Genomic DNA, 14985 nt, shown 5'->3' on the forward strand with positions numbered 1-14985 from the left:
TCAGGGCAGGCCAATGATCAGGGCCGGTCAATGATCAGGGCCGGTCAGGCATCGGCTGTCGGTGCGCTGTCCGGCGCGTCACCGGCTGTGTTCAGCGCTTCGGCGATCGCGCCGGACACCACATACCGCTGCCACGACCGGGCCCCGGCATCAGCGAGACGGGCGTCGACGGACTCGGGGGTGGCCGGCAGGTCCACGCCCTCCCAACACAGGGTGCGCACGACGTCCGGAGCGAGCAGATTCTCGGGTGGAAGCTCGTTCTCCTCGGCGAGCGCACCGAGCAGCGGCCGGATCACGGCGGCCCGTTCGGCGCCCTCCGGGTTGCTGCGATCCCATCGGTTGTAGGCGGGCAGGCCGGTCGACGGTGGTTTGCGGGGGGGAAGTTCGGCGGTGGGCAGCGCTCTGGCCCGTTCGAGCGCGTCGAACCAGGTTCGGGCGTTGCGGCTTTGCCGCGGACCGCCGAACACCGGTAGCCGCGTCAGATCGCGGATGGTGGCCGGGTCGGCGGTGGCGGCGGTGACGATCGCCGAATCGGGCAGGATGCGCCCCGGGGCGATGTCACGGCGGCGGGCGACCTCCTCGCGCGCCAGCCACAGTTCACGTACCGCGGCGAGCGCGCGGGCGCTCTTGACGGTGTGGATCCCGGTGGTCCGGCGCCACCGGTCGACGCGGGCCGGTGGCGTGGGCCGGTTGAGTATCGCGGCGAACTCCTCATGCGCCCACTCACCCTTGCCGGCCTCGGTCAGGGCTGCGGCGGTGGCCTCGCGCAACTCGACCAGCACCTCCACGTCCAGCGCCGCGTACACCAGCCAATCGTGAGGCAGTGGCCGCCGCGACCAGTCCGCCGCGCCGTGGCCCTTGCTCAGCCCGAGTCCCAGAAACTCCTCGACCATGGTGGCCAGGTTCACCTTCGGACGTCCCAACAGCCGGCCGGCCAGTTCTGTGTCGAACAGCTCCGAGCACACGAAACCGACCTCACGCAGGCACGGCAGATCCTGGTCGGCGGCGTGCAACACCCATTCGGGGCCGGTCAGCACGTCGATGACCGGGGTCAGTGCTTCCGGGTCCAGGGTGGGATCGAGCAGGAAGGATCCCGCACCCGTACGTTTGAGCTGGATCAGGTAGGCGCGCTGGGAGTACCGATAGCCCGACGCGCGTTCGGTGTCGACGGCGATGGGGCCGGTACCGCCGGCCAGACGTCGCGCGGTGTCGGCGAACTCGTCCGCCGATGTCAGCACCGGCGGCACACCGCCGGCCGGCTCGGTGAGTGGCGTGGGCGTGTCGGTCATAGCTCGGTCACACCCACCGGCGGCAGGCCCGCCGCCGCAGACAGGACCTCGCAGAAGGCCTCCAGATGCCGGCCGAGGCCCAGATCCGTCGCCGTCCACGAGGCGCGCAGTTCGAGTTGGTGGGTCCGCGGCTGTCCGGCCATGTCGCCGTAGCGCACCGATGTGGTGGAGGTTACGGTCCCGCCCAGCGCGGTCACCTCCACCTCACCGAACGATGACGCCGTGTCGCCCTCGGCGACCCCCAGCGCATCGGCCAGCCAGCTCCAGGCGACCTCCGGCAGCAGCGGGTCCATCGCCAGTGCGGCCTCGACCTCGGCCTGCACGTAGGCCACCAGCCGCATCGTGCCGTTCCACGCCTCGTGCCCGGCGGGGTCGTGCAACAGGATCAACCGGCCGAACGTGCTGCCCTGGTCGTCCTCGTGCAGCCCTTCGGAGTCGTCGATCTGTTGCACCTCGGCGCCCAGTGCATGGCTGAACGGCGCCAGCCGCTGTGGCGGGCGAATGGGTCCGACCTCGATCTCCGGGCGGATGTGCGCACCGGCCAAGGAGTCCACCGCGAGCCGGAAGTCTTCCGGTATGCGCGTTGAGGACTCGGTCGAAGCTCCGGGAGGGGTCACGCACGTACGGTAAGTCGGTGACGGCGTGTCGTCGTGGAGGCGCGCCGAAGAGCGCTGCCTCGCGAGGGGAGTCCCGCCGTGTTCGCGGGTGGCCGATCATGGCAGAGTTGACCGTGATGCCGCACGAATCCGGAGCGCACAATCGGCGCTCACGCAGCCACAGTTCACCGCTCTCGCTGGTTGCCGCAGCGACCGGGCGCAAACCCAGCCGACGTCCGGTGTGGTTCATGCGCCAGGCCGGGCGATCACTGCCCGAGTACCGCGCGATCCGCGCCGACCACGGGATGCTCGAAGCCTGCTTCGACCCGGCGATGGTCTGCGAGATCACCCTGCAACCGGTTCGCAGGCACGACGTCGACGCCGCGATCCTGTTCTCCGACATCGTCGTGCCGCTGCGCGCCGCGGGCATCGACCTCGACATCGTCGCCGGCACCGGTCCGGTGATCGCCCGACCGGTCCGCACCACCGGCGACGTGGCCGCGCTGCCGAGGTTGGAGCCCGCGGGTGTCGGCGCGATCGGCAAGGCCGTCGAACTGATCCTTGCCGAGCTGGCCGAGAGGACCGCGCTGATCGGTTTCGCCGGCGCTCCCTTCACCCTCGCGTCGTATCTCATCGAAGGTGGCCCGAGCCGTACCTACACGCACACCAAGGCACTGATGTACGGCGATCCGGTCACCTGGAACGCGCTGATGGGGCACCTGGCCGACATCACCATCGAGTTCCTGCGGGTGCAGCTCGACGCGGGTGTGGACGCCGTGCAGCTGTTCGATTCGTGGGCGGGTCAACTCTCGCCCGCCGACTACCGGCATTACGTGGCACCGCACAGTGCCCGCGTGTTCGCCGAGATCGCCGACTACGGAGTACCGCGCATCCATTTCGGGGTGGGCACCGGTGAGCTGTTGCCCGCGATGACCGAGGTCGGGCCGGACGTGATCGGCGTCGACTGGCGGGTCCCGCTCGACGAGGCCGTGCGCAGGGTGGGCCCCGGCAAGGCGGTGCAGGGCAACCTCGACCCGACGGTGCTGTTCGCCGGTTCCGACGTCATCGAGCGTGAGGTGCGACGGGTCGTCGACGACGGTGACCGGGCCATCGCCGCCGGCGCCGTCGGGCACATCTTCAACCTCGGGCACGGGGTGCTGCCCACCACCGACCCGGACACCCTCACCCGGACCGTCGAACTCATCCACTCCGCCGACCTGCCGTGACCACGCGCGCGGTCGCGGTCATCGGTGGGGGAGTGTCGGGGCTGACCGCCGCCTACCGACTCCGGCAGGCTCTCGGCGCCGACATATCCATCGACCTGTACGAGCGGTCCGGGCGGCTCGGCGGCCTGCTCAACACCACCACCGTCGGGGGGCTCACCGTGGACGTCGGGGCGGAGGCGTTCATCGTCCGGCGGCCCGAGGTCCTCGACCTGGTACGCGAACTGGGCCTGGGCGACCGCGTCGTGTCACCGACCGGCCGCCGACCGGCCATCTGGTCCGGTGGCCGACTGCACCCGCTGCCGACACCCGCCCTGATGGGGGTACCCGCCACCCCCGACGCCGTCGACGGTCTGGCCGACGCCGACGATCTGGTGCGGATCGCCGCCGAACCCGGGCGGCCGTGGACGTGGAAGTCCGGTGCCGACCCGAGCGTCGGGGATCTGATCGGCGACCGGTTCGGGCCGTCGGTGGTGGCCCGTAGCGTCGACCCGATGCTCGGCGGCGTGTACTCCAGCCTGTCCGGCGACATCGGCCTGCGCGAGGCGCTTCCGGCCCTCGCCGCCCGACTGGACGCCGGTGCGCCCGGTGTCCGGGCCGCGGTCACCGACCTGATCGCCGCCGGAGCCGGTACGACCGGACCGGTGTTCGGCACCCTGGTCGGCGGCTACCGGACGCTCGTCGACGCCCTGGCCGCGGCGTCGGCGGTGCGGATAGTCGAGCACGAGGTGACAGCGCTCGCGTCCGCCGCCGACGGCTGGGAGGTGAACGGACGGACATATGCGGGGGTGATCGTGGCCGCGCCCGCCTGGGAGGCCGCCCGGCTGCTCGGTGACTCCGCACCGGCGCTGTCGGCGGACCTGGCCGCCGTCGAGCCGGCGGGCAGTGCCGTCGTTTCCATCACCCTGGCCGAGGGCACCGCGGTACCGGAACATTCCGGTGTCCTCGTGGCGACCGGTGAATCGTTGCGCGCCAAGGCCTTCACATTCAGCTCCCAGAAGTGGGCGCACGTCGCGGGTGGTGGACTGGTGTCGGTGCGGGCCTCGTTCGGCCGCTACGGCGAACCCGTCACCGCCGGTGACGACGAACTCGTGTCGATCGCGCTCGACGACCTCGACGAGGTGATCGCCACCGCCGGATGCGGATCGGTCGCGGACCGCATCGTCGAGGCACAGGCACAGCGATGGCCGACCGGACTTCCGAGGTACGCCCCCGGCCACCTCGCCCGCATGGCCGAAGCCCGGCGATCTCGGCCGCACCGGCTGGTCCTCACCGGATCCTCATACGCCGGTGTCGGCGTACCCGCGTGCGTCGCCGACGCCGGGTACGCGGCGGCCGATCTCGTGGCCGACCTCACCTCGGTGCATTGATCGGGGACGGTGGTTGATGCGGGTGGGGCCTGAGTCCATCCGTTTACCGTCGATCCTTGTCGATCGGCTCCGTCGCCGGCGGGAAGAGCGGGCCACCACCGAATGCCGGTCGATGGGAATCGGGTACCGTCGCCGAATCGTTGTTGGTGATCCCGTGCTCGGCGCCGTATTCGGCGGTGACGATGGTGTGCCCGTTCTGGCGCCCGAGGTCGGGATCGTCGGCCAAGGCCGCGACGACGCGTCCGACGAACTCGGGGTCTTCGGCCCGGTCGACCGGAAAGCCGGCGAATTCGGTCAACCCACTACCGAGTAGCAGAGGCGTTCGGATCAAGCCGAGCCATAGCGACACCGCGGTGACACCGGTTCCCGTCAATTCATGGCCCATGTCGTAGGCCATCTTGTCCAAGGCCGTCTTGCCCATCCCATAGAGCACCGAATGCAGGTGCCCACGACTGCCGAATGACGAGGTCGAGGCAATCAGCCCACTACCCCGGGGCACCATCAGTGCGGCGGCGTGGACCGCGGCCACATAATGTGAGCGTAGGCCGATGCCGATCAGGGAATCCCAATCCGAGATCGGGCGCTCATAGAACTTCGCGGTGAAGCCGGCGAACCCTCGCGGAGAGGCCCAGGCGTTATTCACCAGCAGGTCGAGGTGACCGGCCTCGTCGGCGATCTGTGCGAAGGCGGCTGCGACAGCGTCGTCGTCGGCGTGATCGACCGGAAGATTGACGATCCCGGTCGGCCCCGAACCACGTCGAGAGGTGCCGTAGACGCGCCAACCGGCGTCACGAAGTGCGGTGGCGACGCCCAGGCCGACACCGCGACTTGCTCCGGTGACTAGTGCGACGCGATCAGGGGCAGGCGAAGTGGTTGACATCGGACCACTCTAAGCACACCTCGTGCACTCGCGGGAGAACGGTGTGCCCATACTGATCGCCCGTCCCTCACACGATCGATCACCATCGCCGATCAGTACACCTGATACATAGACAACGTCGACGGCGCCGGCATCCCCGACTGGCCGATCGACCCTTCTGCGTTCGACCCTTCTGCGTTCGACCCTTCTGCGTTCGACCCTTCTGCCCGGTGGCACGATAGAGGTCATGAGCCGCCTGGATTATGACGAACTGAACTCGACGATCCGCTACCTGATGTTTTCGGTGTTCAAGGTGCGTGCCGGGGAACTTCCCGAGGACCGCGCCAAGGTCAAGGAGGACGCCACCGCGTTCTTCACCTCCCTCGAGGACGAGGGCATCGTGGTGCGCGGGGTGTACGACGTCGCCGGACTGCGTGCCGACGCGGATTTCATGATCTGGTGGCACGCACCCGGCATCGAGGCACTTCAGGGGGCCTACTCCCGGTTCCGTCGCGAGGTGCAGCTCGGCAAGGTGTCCGACGCCGTGTGGAGCAACGCGGCCGTGCACCGGCCCGCCGAGTTCAACCGCGCCCACATCCCGGCGTTCCTGGCCGGTGAGGCGCCCGGCAACTACATCTGCGTGTACCCGTTCGTCAGGTCGTACGAGTGGTATCTGCTGCCCGACGAGGACCGTCGCAAGATGCTCAAGGACCACGGGATGGCCGCGCACAGCTACGCCGACGTCCGCGCCAACACGGTGCCCGCGTTCGCCCTCGGCGACTACGAGTGGCTGCTCGCGTTCGAGGCGCCCGAGATGATCCGCATCGTCGATCTGATGCGCGATCTGCGGGCCACCGAGGCGCGCATGCACGTGCGTGAGGAGACCCCGTTCTTCTCCGGTCCGCGTGTGGAGGTCGAGGCGCTCATCGACTCGCTGCCGTGACACCGAACCCGGTCGTGGCCGTACCCGTGCGGGACGGCCACGACCGGGCCCGGACCGTCAGCTCTGTTCGAGCCGCAGGCTGATCGAGTTGATGCAGTACCGCAGGTCGGTGGGGGTGGGGTAGCCCTCGCCGGAGAACACATGCCCCAGATGTGAGCCGCAGTTCGCGCACAGCACCTCCACCCGGCGCATCCCCAGCGAATCGTCGGCGCGTTCGATGATCGAGTCGCCGGCGAGCGGGGAGAAGAACGACGGCCAGCCGCAATGCGACTCGAACTTCTGCTCACTGCGGAACAGTTCGGCGTCGCACGCCCGGCACCGATACACCCCGACCGTGGTGGTGTCGGTGTATTCCCCGGTGAACGGTGCCTCGGTACCGGCTCGGCGCAGTACCCGGAACTCGGCCGGGGTCAGGCGTGCCTTCCACTCGTCGTCGGAGAGTTCGGTGAAGTCGGTCATCCGTTCACGGTAGTCACCGGGGTGGGATCGTCGCCACCCACGGCGTCGGCGTCCTCCGCAGCACGGTGGCGTCGCGGCCATTCCTCCAGCAGCGGACCGGCCGCGCCGGCCTTGCGCAGATCGAGGTAGCGGAACAGCAGGCTACAGAACACGGCGACCATGATCAGCGACCAGCCCATGGTCACCTTGTTGTACTCCATCATCCGGCCGAACGCCTCCCACCGGTCGGAGTAGAAGCTGTCGAAGGCGAACGCGCCGTACACGCCGAGCCAGGCGGGCCAGTTGCGCATCGGCGAGCCGGGCAGCAGCACCGAGGCCAGCAGTGGGAACAGCAGCATCGAGTAGTAGCCCTGACCGAGTGAGCCGACGAGGAATTCGGTGGTCAGCAGCACACCCGACGACACGGTCAGCCACAGCAGCTCGTCGGTCCTGCGGTAGTACCGGTAGAGGAACCACAGCGAGAACACGGCCATCAGGGCGAACGCCGCCCGCAGCAGCAGCACCAGCCAGTCCGCGACACCGAAGTAGGCGCCGTTGCCGGCGATGGAACTGTTGTAGTAGTCGCGGACCTCACTCAGGTACGGCAGGGTGCGGTGCACGAAGTCGGCCGAATCGACGCCCATCGGCCAGGCGATCACCAGCAGCGCCAACGGCACCACCGCGGCCGGGATGATCGCCTTCCACTGCCGGTTCAGCAGCGCGAGCAGCAGCAGGGGCGCCAACACCGGCTTCACGGCGATCGTCAGACCGATGAACACCCCCGCCCACCAGTCGTGGCGGCCGCGCAGCATTAACAGGAAGCCGAGCAGGCCGAGCAGCACGAATCCGTTGAAGTTGGTGAACACCAGAGTGTTGGTGACGGTTTCGGTGCTGAAGAAGAAGAGCAGGACCGCGGGCATCTGCCAGCCGCCGATCCCGTAGCCGAACAGGCGCACCAACAGATACGCCGACAGCACCAACACGATGGTGCTCAGCGCGATGAACACCCATCGGGCATCCTCGTAGTCGAGTGTGGCCAGCGGGGCCATCACCAGCGTTCCCGACGGCGGATACAGATAGTGCGGATCCACGGTGTCGTAGTTCTCGGCGTATACCGGGAAGTCATTCAGGAAACGCCATGCCGCGAGGTAGACGGGCCGGAAGTCATTGGTTCGAGCGCCGTCGACACCGAGTATCACCGATCGGTGCAGCACCATCATGATCGATATCGGCCACAGGATCATCGGTATCACCCGTTGCGCGGAACTCCGCGGAAACAGGATGCGATCTACTACTGCCACCCGCGAACCGTACTACGGGCGGCCGTCCCGATCGGTGAGCGACCCGGACCGTCAGGTGGGACAGTCCCGCTCAGTGGGGCCCGAGAGCGGTGTGGTACCGAGATAGTCCGTGACCAAGGCCGCCGCGCAGGTGCTGTTGGCCAGTGTCGAGTAGCCCAGTCCGTCCCAACGCACCGCGAACGGGGTGACCCCGGCCCGCAGCAGGGTGGCGTTGAGTTCGCGCGCGCCCTGACCGCCGTTGACCGGATCGTCCGTGGTGTTGAGCACCACCGGCACCACCGGCAGATCCGACGGCGGGTTGGAGGTTGGTGCCGTTCCCCAACCCGAGCAGCGCAGCAGCGACATCGCCGTGTCGGTGCCGGTCAGCGGATACTGGTCGGCCCAGCGTGTGATCAGCGCGGGCACCTCGTTCTGTCCGACCGTGCCGGTGGCATCGTTGCACCGCGCCAGCAGCTGTCCGTCCGATAAGCGCAGGGTGGCGCCCCGTTCGGCGGCCGCGGCCAGGGTGTCGACGTCGCCGTTCGCGGCGTCGGCAACCATCGTGGCCACCTGCCGGGTCGTCGCCGACGACGATGGCGAGGTGGCCAGCGCGGTGGTGATCGCCGAGAGCGCCTGGGCCTCGGACAGGGAACCGAGCCGTCCGGCGCGTGCGTCGGCGAGAACCCGGGCCAGGGTGCCGGCGGGATCGCCGCCCATCGGGCAACTATCGGCGGCGGCGCAGCGCTGGGCGAACGTCTGCAGCGCGGATTGGACACCGCCCGCGGTCAGCCGCGCCCGATCCTTGGCCGGTTTGCCGAACGCCGTCGGCGTGTCGAGGATGATGCGTCCGGCGCGGCCACCGAAGTCCGCGGTGTACGCGAGCACCACATCGGCACCCTCGCCGATGCCGAGCAACGCCAGCCGGTCCACCTTCCACGCCCGGCGCAGCGTGTCGATGTCGGCGGCCGCGTTCGCGATCGAGTAGCTGAGCTGAGTCGGGTCCAGCGCTTCGGTACAGCCGTCCGAAGCCGACGCCGCGGCGGTGGTCAACGTCTCGATCCGGGCCGCGGTGTCGCGGGCACGGCCGACCTGGCCGTTGGTGAAGATCGCGGTGCGTTCGTCCCGGGTCAGGCAGTCCACGGCACTGCTGTCGGCCAGACCACGCCGGTCGACGGCCACCACGGGATTGGTGTCGAGCAGGGAACGGCCGGGGCCGGTGGCCAGGAGCAGCGCGCCGAGCGTCGACGGGAAGTCGCTGCCGGTGGTCAGGACCACCGGCACCGCCTGTGTCGGCGTCGAGGCCGAACGCACCCGCGTCAGTGACACGGTCAAGGTGCCCGCATCCTGGTCGGCGGGGTCGATCGGGGAGTCCAGGACTGCGCATTCGATCCGTGTGCCCGTGGCCGGCCGGACACCGTAGGTTCTGACGGCGGAGTCGGCGCAGTCGGTCCACGACAGCTCGCTCGCGGGCGCGGTGAGGGCGGGCAACGACGCCGTTGCCGACTCCGAAGTGCTCGCCGGGCCCGAACCGCCGTCGTCGCCGGTGACCAGATCGGGACCGGGGTCGGGGCCGGTGGCACAGCCGGCGAGTGTGAGGGCGGCGGCCAGCGAAGCCGCGGCCAGGCGCAGGGCACCGCGTGGCGGACTGAACCGAGGCATGTTCGCGAGCCTACGGCATACCGATCGGTCGCCCGGATACCGCAGCGGACCCGGACGGCTGTGTGCGGCGGGTCAGCGGGCGGGTTCGCGGACCCATCGGGTGAACACGAATCCGTCGTCGTCGGCCACGACCGTCACCGGTCGCATCGACCGCTGCGAGGCGAGCGCCGGGCCGTTCGCGATGCGGCCCGCACCACCGGCCACCAGCATCGGACTGGTGGTGTGACACAGCTCGTCCACCACACCGGCGGCCAGCGCACTGCCGAACAGGCTGGGCCCGCCCTCGCACAGCACCCGGCCCCAGCCGCGCTCACCACACTCCCGGATCAGCAGCTCGGGATCGACGGTGTCCTCGCCGCAGGACACGACGGTCGCGCCCGCATCGGTCAGCGCCCGCCTGCGGTCGGCGGGGGCCGCCTCGCACGTGAAGATCACCGTGTCGGGGTGGGCAAGCGGGGAGTAGTCGGTGGGGATGCCCAGCGACCGGGACACCAGCGCGAGCGTCGGGGCCGGTGCCTGCCCGTCCCTCCGCCGGGCCGCCACGAACACGTCGTCGGGCTGCGGCTGCCGGTAGCCTTCGGTCAGCGCGGTGCGGGCGCCCACCACGACCACGTCGGCCAGCGCACGCAACACCCGGAAGACGGCCCGGTCACCCGGTCCGGCGAGATCGCCGGATTTTCCGTTGCGGGTGACGGCTCCGTCGATCGAACTGACGAAGTTCACCCGGAACCACGGTGTACCCGTACCGGGCGGCGATGACGACGTCGGTGGATACGGATAGAGATCGGCCAGTGCGCGGAGCGTGGCCGGGTCATCGACACTTCCGGATGTGATGTGGGTCGCTTTCAGCTCGGAGAACATGAGTCCATCATGGACCGGACCGCTACGCTCCACGTATGGTGGCACGACTCTGCGACAGAAACCCCTCGATCTCCCCGGACGCGTTGGTCGACGACATGGTGCCACCCTCGACGTTCGATCACGTGAGTTTCGACTCGTACATTCCCGACCCCAACGAGCCCAGCCAGGCGCAGGCGGTGGCCAAGGCCCGTGACTTCGTGGCCCGCGCGAGCAAGGTCCGGGGAAAGAAAAAGGGCTTCTTCTCCCGGAACAAAGAACCCCAGCACGGCGTCGGCCTGTACCTCGACGGTGGTTTCGGTGTCGGCAAGACGCACCTGTTGGCGTCGATCTACCATTCGATGCCCGCCCCGAAGTCGTTCGCCACCTTCGTCGAGGTCACCCACGTGGTCGGTGCGCTCGGCTTCACCAACGCGGTCGACCGGCTGTCCGAACACACCGTGCTCTGCATCGACGAGTTCGAGCTCGACGATCCCGGTGACACGATGCTGGTCTCGCGGCTGCTGACCGAGCTGTCCGCGCGCGGGGTGTCGATCGTGGCCACCTCCAACACGCTGCCCGGCCAGCTCGGCGAGGGCCGGTTCGCCGCACAGGACTTCCTGCGCGAGATCCGCAAGCTGTCGGGGATCTTCGAGACGATCCGTGTCGACGGTCCCGACTACCGGCACCGCGACCTGCCGCCGGCACCCGAACCCAGGACCGAGGCCGAACTGGTCTCCGTCGCCGAGGCCACCCCGGGCGCCACCCTCGACAGCTTCGACGACCTGTGCAAGCATCTGGCGACGTTGCACCCGTCCAAGTACAAGGCACTGGTCGACGGAGTGTCGCTGGTGTGCATCGACGGGGTGCATCCGGCGCCCGATCAGACGGTCGCGCTGCGGATCGTGGTGCTCGCCGACCGCCTGTACGACGCCGACATCCCGGTCACGGTCGCCGGTAGCAAACTCGACGAAATCTTCACCGACGAGATGATCAACGGTGGCTACCGCAAGAAGTACCTGCGCGCCACCTCGCGACTGCTCGCCCTGTCCCGATTCGCCGAATCCAAGGTGTGACAGTCGGATTCAGCACTGTGCATCGGTCCATTCGAACGGAGATGTCATAGCCGGGCGGGAGGCGATCTGCCGGGCCGCGTCGGCGATCACGGCCGATCCATCCGTCGAGCAGTCGGTGCCGCACGCGGTTGCACCGGAGTTCCCCATGTTGTCGTGCCAGGAGTCTGTCGTGCCAGGAGTCTGTCGTGCCAGGAGTCTGCGGACCCGCACGCGTTCAGCGCCAGGACGACCGCGATGCCCGGCGGCATCGCGATATCGAGAATGCGGGCGGCGCCGGGGGACGTGATCGGGTGTCGTTCGGTGATGGGACGACGGCCGCGGTCGGCCGGTTGATCAGAAGGTCAGATGACGGCTCAGGACGTAGTCGTGCTCGACGTTCCCGTTCAGGTCGAAGGTCTTCTCCCCGACACGGGTGAAACCCGACTTGGCGTAGAACCGCTGGGCTCGATGGTTGTGCTGGTTCACACCGAGCCACGCGACGACACTGCCGCGGTCCCGGGAGGCCGCGAGGGCGGCGGTCATCAGGGCGGCGGCCACCGCGGAGCCGTGGTGGCCGGGCAGCACGTACAGCTTCGATATCTCCGACGCGGGCCTGTCGGTGACCACGGCCACCACATCGGGATTCGACGGTGCGGTGTGGTGGACCAGGCTGTAGCCGACCACCTCACCGTCCTCGCGGGCCACGAGCACATCGGAGTCGGGGTTCTCGATGTGCCGCACGAAGCTCGCCGGAGCGAAGTTGTTCGCGATGAACGCCGCGATGTCCTCGTCGGTGCAGTGTGGGGGACAGGCCAGCGGAAAGGTGATGGCCGCGACGCGGGCGACCGCCTCGGCCATGCGGTCATCGGTGAGGAGCTCGATGACCGGCCCAGAGGTGTTCGGCCGAGAGGTGTTCGGCCCAGAGGTGTTCGGCCCAGAGGTGTTCGGCCCAGGGGTGTTCGGTCGGGCTGCTTCCGACGGTTCGGTGTTCATCTCTCCGATGGTCCCTTCCATCCCGAGGCTCGTGACAGGGCAGGGTGCATACAAGGCAGGCCCGGCGAATGCCGGGCCTGCCTTGTATGCATTGGTGGTGCGCAATACTGGGATTGAACCAGTGACCTCTTCCGTGTCAGGGAAGCGCTCTCCCACTGAGCTAATCGCGCGGGTATGACCGTTATAAACAGTTGTACGAAGGCGAACAGTGATGATGAACGGACGGTGGAGGTGGCGACGGGAATCGAACCCGTGTGGACGGTTTTGCAGACCGTTGCCTCACCATTCGGCCACACCACCATAGGCTGGCAAAACGAGCGGATGACGGGATTCGAACCCGCGACCCTCACCTTGGCAAGGTGATGCGCTACCAGCTGCGCTACATCCGCATGTTAACCGGAACACGCCCGTCGCCGGGCGGTTACGATCACCGTGCGCGATACTGGGATTGAACCAGTGACCTCTTCCGTGTCAGGGAAGCGCTCTCCCACTGAGCTAATCGCGCGGGAACCTCATTTGTGGTGGAGGTGGCGACGGGAATCGAACCCGTGTGCACGGCTTTGCAGGCCGTTGCCTAACCACTCGGCCACACCACCATTGCGAGCAGAACTCGCTCCGAGCGGATGACGGGATTCGAACCCGCGACCCTCACCTTGGCAAGGTGATGCGCTACCAGCTGCGCTACATCCGCATGCTCACGAGCGATCTTGTGGACCGTGGTGCTCGTGACGCGAAATGAAACATTAGTCAACGATGGCCCGCATGCCAAATCGGCTGGTCAGCGCCATTTTTGCGGCTACCTGTCCGGTTAGGGCGGTGTCGCCGGCCGGTTCGCCGCTGGTCACGGCCCGGATTTGGTGGTCGGCGCGCAGCCGTGTAATCTTCTGCCTCGTGCAAGGCGCGACGGCGTCAGACACGGTCCCGTGGCTCAGTGGAAGAGCGTCCCGTTCACACCGGGAAGGTCGCTGGTTCGATCCCAGCCGGGACCACGACGAGAACCCGCTGGTGACAGCGGGTTTTCTGCTATCCAGAGACCTCCGCCTTCGGGCTCCGTGGGGTCTACGTGGGGTTCTGGGAGCCGCGTCGGTCGTGGAAATGTTGCCGGACCCTGCGTAAACTCGGCCTTGGCCTAAACAGTCAAAGGCAAGTGCGGGTGGTTAGGAGCTACCGTGCGACGAGCGACAGCGCCGCCGGCGCTCCGCTGACACCTCCACCGATTACGGTGCAGATTCCCGGTCATAGGGCGGTGCTGGCGGGTCACTCGAAGGATCAAGCCTTCGAGGTGACCCATGTCCGAGTCCCAGCCGTCTCCCGTGTTCGACGACCTGCGAGTCTTCCGCAAGTCCGAGGTCGCCGAGCGCCTCGCCGTCTCCGAAGACACCGTCGACAGGCTCATCGCCGCCGGCGAGCTGCGCACCGTGCGGCCGCGCAAGCGTGGAGTCGTGGTCCAGATCCCTGCCGCCTCGCTCCGCGACTACATCTATGGCGTCGGTTGAGGTGAGGAACCCCGGCTCCGCGAATCGACGGTTGGGTTGAACTGGCTTGGACTGCGCTGACGGGGTCCAGCTGCCACTCACCGGGAACTCAGCGATCAGGGGCCCGCCGACGGCGGAGGTCCGGCCGGTCGGTCGTCGGTCCCGTCGGGTGACCCCGAGTCCGTTCGTCGGTACCAGTCCGGCGCGTCGACACCGGCCTCCCAAAGCTCGCGTTCGTGGCGCAGCAGTGAATGGAGCGCCTCCCATAATCGCTGAGGAGGTTCGCACTCGGATTCGTCCACGCGCACAACGTAACCCGGCGCACACCTGCGGGCGGATCAACTGTCCACAGGCGTGTGCCCGGCCACCTCAGCGGCAATGGCCTCGGCCACGTCTGCGGCTGGCTGGTGCTCCCAGAACCGCAGCACGATCCAGCCACTATCGCGCAACATCGCCGTTACGCGTCGATCGCGCTCTACGTTCCGCTCGACCTTGGCAGACCAGTACCCGCGGTTGGCTGTCGGCATGCGGTGGTGCTCGGCGCACCCGTGCCAATAGCATCCATCGATGAACACGACCACCCTTGCCCGGGTGAATACGATGTCGGCGCGATTGCGCAGGCGGCCCCGGTCCGGGGCGTAGTCGACGCGGTAGCGCAGACCCCTGGAGTGCAGCAGCCTGCGAACCTCGATCTCCGGCTTGGTATCCCGCCGCCGGTTTGACGTCATCGACCTGCGCACCGCCGGCGACGAGGCCCAGCTCTCGCTCATCCCTCCGCCCGCCGGCGGCGCTTGTACTCTCGCGACCGCTTGTTGTGGGCCTCACGGCACGCCTTACACCGGCAGCCAGTGTCGTAGGCTAGCGAGGACCCGTGCCGCCCCAGCACGACCCCGCTGGCGCGCTTGCGGGCGATGTATTCGCGGTGGCTCGCGCGGTTGGCCGCCCGGCATGCCTCACACCGGCACCGG

General features: G+C 68.3%; 14 protein-coding genes and 7 tRNA genes. 6 read left to right on the forward strand and 15 right to left on the reverse strand.

Annotated features, from left to right (window positions below; translation table 11 throughout):
* Nucleotides 1–44: 44 nt before the first annotated feature.
* Nucleotides 45–1289, reverse strand: a complete 1245-nt coding sequence (locus tag GII31_RS09915; RefSeq protein WP_213249103.1) for an HRDC domain-containing protein — start codon at nt 1287–1289, stop codon at nt 45–47.
* The gene (locus GII31_RS09920; protein ID WP_246222197.1) at nt 1286–1906 is read right to left on the reverse strand and encodes a DUF3000 domain-containing protein; all 621 of its coding nucleotides are present in this window, start codon (nt 1904–1906) and stop codon (nt 1286–1288) included. Before GII31_RS09920 ends, GII31_RS09915 begins: the two co-directional genes overlap by 4 nt.
* Before the next feature lie 98 nt (nt 1907–2004).
* Between GII31_RS09920 and hemE the strand changes: the two genes are divergently transcribed.
* Together hemE and GII31_RS09930 are read left to right on the forward strand one after the other, a co-directional pair.
* Nucleotides 2005–3111 carry a uroporphyrinogen decarboxylase gene (hemE, locus tag GII31_RS09925; RefSeq protein WP_213249105.1) on the forward strand — a complete coding sequence of 369 codons (1107 nt, stop codon included), beginning with the start codon at nt 2005–2007 and terminating at the stop codon, nt 3109–3111.
* Nucleotides 3108–4478: an FAD-dependent oxidoreductase gene (locus tag GII31_RS09930; RefSeq protein WP_213249107.1), complete on the forward strand. Its 1371-nt coding sequence runs from the start codon at nt 3108–3110 to the stop codon at nt 4476–4478. The genes hemE and GII31_RS09930 overlap by 4 nt, the downstream gene beginning before the upstream one ends.
* Before the next feature lie 43 nt (nt 4479–4521).
* Here the strand turns inward: GII31_RS09930 and GII31_RS09935 are convergent, their stop codons facing one another.
* On the reverse strand, nt 4522–5358 hold the full coding sequence (locus tag GII31_RS09935; RefSeq protein ID WP_213249109.1) for an SDR family NAD(P)-dependent oxidoreductase: 837 nt from the start codon (nt 5356–5358) through the stop codon (nt 4522–4524).
* 226 nt (nt 5359–5584) lie between these two features.
* Here GII31_RS09935 and hemQ point away from each other — a divergent pair, with 226 nt between their 5' ends.
* Nucleotides 5585–6280, forward strand: coding sequence for a hydrogen peroxide-dependent heme synthase (hemQ, locus tag GII31_RS09940; protein ID WP_213249111.1), 696 nt, complete (start codon nt 5585–5587; stop codon nt 6278–6280).
* 57 nt (nt 6281–6337) lie between these two features.
* Here hemQ and msrB read toward each other — a convergent pair whose 3' ends face one another.
* The 4 genes from msrB to GII31_RS09960 all read right to left on the reverse strand — a co-directional run bounded on the left by msrB (nt 6338) and on the right by GII31_RS09960 (nt 10518).
* On the reverse strand, nt 6338–6739 hold the full coding sequence (gene msrB / locus GII31_RS09945) for a peptide-methionine (R)-S-oxide reductase MsrB (RefSeq protein WP_213249113.1): 402 nt from the start codon (nt 6737–6739) through the stop codon (nt 6338–6340).
* The gene (locus GII31_RS09950) at nt 6736–8019 is read right to left on the reverse strand and encodes a glycosyltransferase family 87 protein (protein ID WP_246222198.1); all 1284 of its coding nucleotides are present in this window, start codon (nt 8017–8019) and stop codon (nt 6736–6738) included. The genes msrB and GII31_RS09950 overlap by 4 nt, the downstream gene beginning before the upstream one ends.
* Nucleotides 8020–8070: 51 nt before the next feature.
* Nucleotides 8071–9657 (reverse strand): alpha/beta hydrolase, encoded by a 1587-nt coding sequence (locus GII31_RS09955; protein WP_213249116.1) that lies wholly within the window; start codon nt 9655–9657, stop codon nt 8071–8073.
* Nucleotides 9658–9729: 72 nt separating this feature from the next.
* On the reverse strand, nt 9730–10518 hold the full coding sequence (locus GII31_RS09960; RefSeq protein ID WP_213249118.1) for a pyrimidine reductase family protein: 789 nt from the start codon (nt 10516–10518) through the stop codon (nt 9730–9732).
* Between the two features lie 35 nt (nt 10519–10553).
* Between GII31_RS09960 and zapE the strand changes: the two genes are divergently transcribed.
* Entirely contained in the window at nt 10554–11570 is a 1017-nt protein-coding gene (gene zapE / locus GII31_RS09965; protein ID WP_260840406.1) for a cell division protein ZapE, read from the forward strand.
* Nucleotides 11571–11903: 333 nt separating this feature from the next.
* Here zapE and GII31_RS09970 read toward each other — a convergent pair whose 3' ends face one another.
* The 7 genes from GII31_RS09970 to GII31_RS10000 form a co-directional block, all read right to left on the reverse strand.
* Nucleotides 11904–12407, reverse strand: a complete 504-nt coding sequence (locus GII31_RS09970) for a GNAT family N-acetyltransferase (RefSeq protein ID WP_260840407.1) — start codon at nt 12405–12407, stop codon at nt 11904–11906.
* A gap of 230 nt (nt 12408–12637) precedes the next feature.
* Nucleotides 12638–12712 (reverse strand) — tRNA-Val (locus tag GII31_RS09975).
* 56 nt (nt 12713–12768) lie between these two features.
* Nucleotides 12769–12842, reverse strand: a tRNA-Cys gene (locus tag GII31_RS09980).
* Between the two features lie 16 nt (nt 12843–12858).
* Nucleotides 12859–12931 (reverse strand) — tRNA-Gly (locus GII31_RS09985).
* A 44-nt stretch (nt 12932–12975) separates the two neighbouring features.
* A tRNA-Val gene (locus GII31_RS09990) sits at nt 12976–13047 on the reverse strand.
* A gap of 17 nt (nt 13048–13064) precedes the next feature.
* Nucleotides 13065–13138, reverse strand: a tRNA-Cys gene (locus GII31_RS09995).
* Between the two features lie 22 nt (nt 13139–13160).
* A tRNA-Gly gene (locus tag GII31_RS10000) sits at nt 13161–13233 on the reverse strand.
* Nucleotides 13234–13459: 226 nt separating this feature from the next.
* Between GII31_RS10000 and GII31_RS10005 the strand changes: the two genes are divergently transcribed.
* Together GII31_RS10005 and GII31_RS10010 are read left to right on the forward strand one after the other, a co-directional pair.
* Nucleotides 13460–13531: transfer RNA gene (locus GII31_RS10005), tRNA-Val, on the forward strand.
* Between the two features lie 300 nt (nt 13532–13831).
* Complete coding sequence (locus GII31_RS10010) at nt 13832–14038, forward strand: helix-turn-helix domain-containing protein (protein ID WP_213249125.1); 207 nt, start codon at nt 13832–13834, stop codon at nt 14036–14038.
* A gap of 317 nt (nt 14039–14355) precedes the next feature.
* On the opposite strand, the gene GII31_RS10015 is transcribed toward GII31_RS10010, so the two are convergent.
* Nucleotides 14356–14787 (reverse strand): very short patch repair endonuclease, encoded by a 432-nt coding sequence (locus GII31_RS10015; RefSeq protein ID WP_213249127.1) that lies wholly within the window; start codon nt 14785–14787, stop codon nt 14356–14358.
* Nucleotides 14788–14985 lie beyond the last annotated feature (198 nt).

Origin of the sequence: Gordonia pseudamarae (assembly GCF_025273675.1) — a bacterium.
GTDB lineage: Bacteria > Actinomycetota > Actinomycetes > Mycobacteriales > Mycobacteriaceae > Gordonia > Gordonia pseudamarae.

Bases quoted from the DNA above. Each gene is read 5' to 3' on its own strand.
- GII31_RS09915 (WP_213249103.1), bottom strand. From the start codon at position 1,289: ATGACCGACACGCCCACGCCACTCACCGAGCCGGCCGGCGGTGTGCCG.
- hemE (WP_213249105.1), top strand. From the start codon at position 2,005: ATGGCAGAGTTGACCGTGATGCCGCACGAATCCGGAGCGCACAATCGG.
- GII31_RS09935 (WP_213249109.1), bottom strand. From the start codon at position 5,358: ATGTCAACCACTTCGCCTGCCCCTGATCGCGTCGCACTAGTCACCGGA.
- hemQ (WP_213249111.1), top strand. From the start codon at position 5,585: ATGAGCCGCCTGGATTATGACGAACTGAACTCGACGATCCGCTACCTG.
- msrB (WP_213249113.1), bottom strand. From the start codon at position 6,739: ATGACCGACTTCACCGAACTCTCCGACGACGAGTGGAAGGCACGCCTG.
- GII31_RS09955 (WP_213249116.1), bottom strand. From the start codon at position 9,657: ATGCCTCGGTTCAGTCCGCCACGCGGTGCCCTGCGCCTGGCCGCGGCT.
- GII31_RS09960 (WP_213249118.1), bottom strand. From the start codon at position 10,518: ATGTTCTCCGAGCTGAAAGCGACCCACATCACATCCGGAAGTGTCGAT.
- zapE (WP_260840406.1), top strand. From the start codon at position 10,554: ATGGTGGCACGACTCTGCGACAGAAACCCCTCGATCTCCCCGGACGCG.
- GII31_RS09970 (WP_260840407.1), bottom strand. From the start codon at position 12,407: ATGGCCGAGGCGGTCGCCCGCGTCGCGGCCATCACCTTTCCGCTGGCC.
- GII31_RS10010 (WP_213249125.1), top strand. From the start codon at position 13,832: ATGTCCGAGTCCCAGCCGTCTCCCGTGTTCGACGACCTGCGAGTCTTC.
- GII31_RS10015 (WP_213249127.1), bottom strand. From the start codon at position 14,787: ATGAGCGAGAGCTGGGCCTCGTCGCCGGCGGTGCGCAGGTCGATGACG.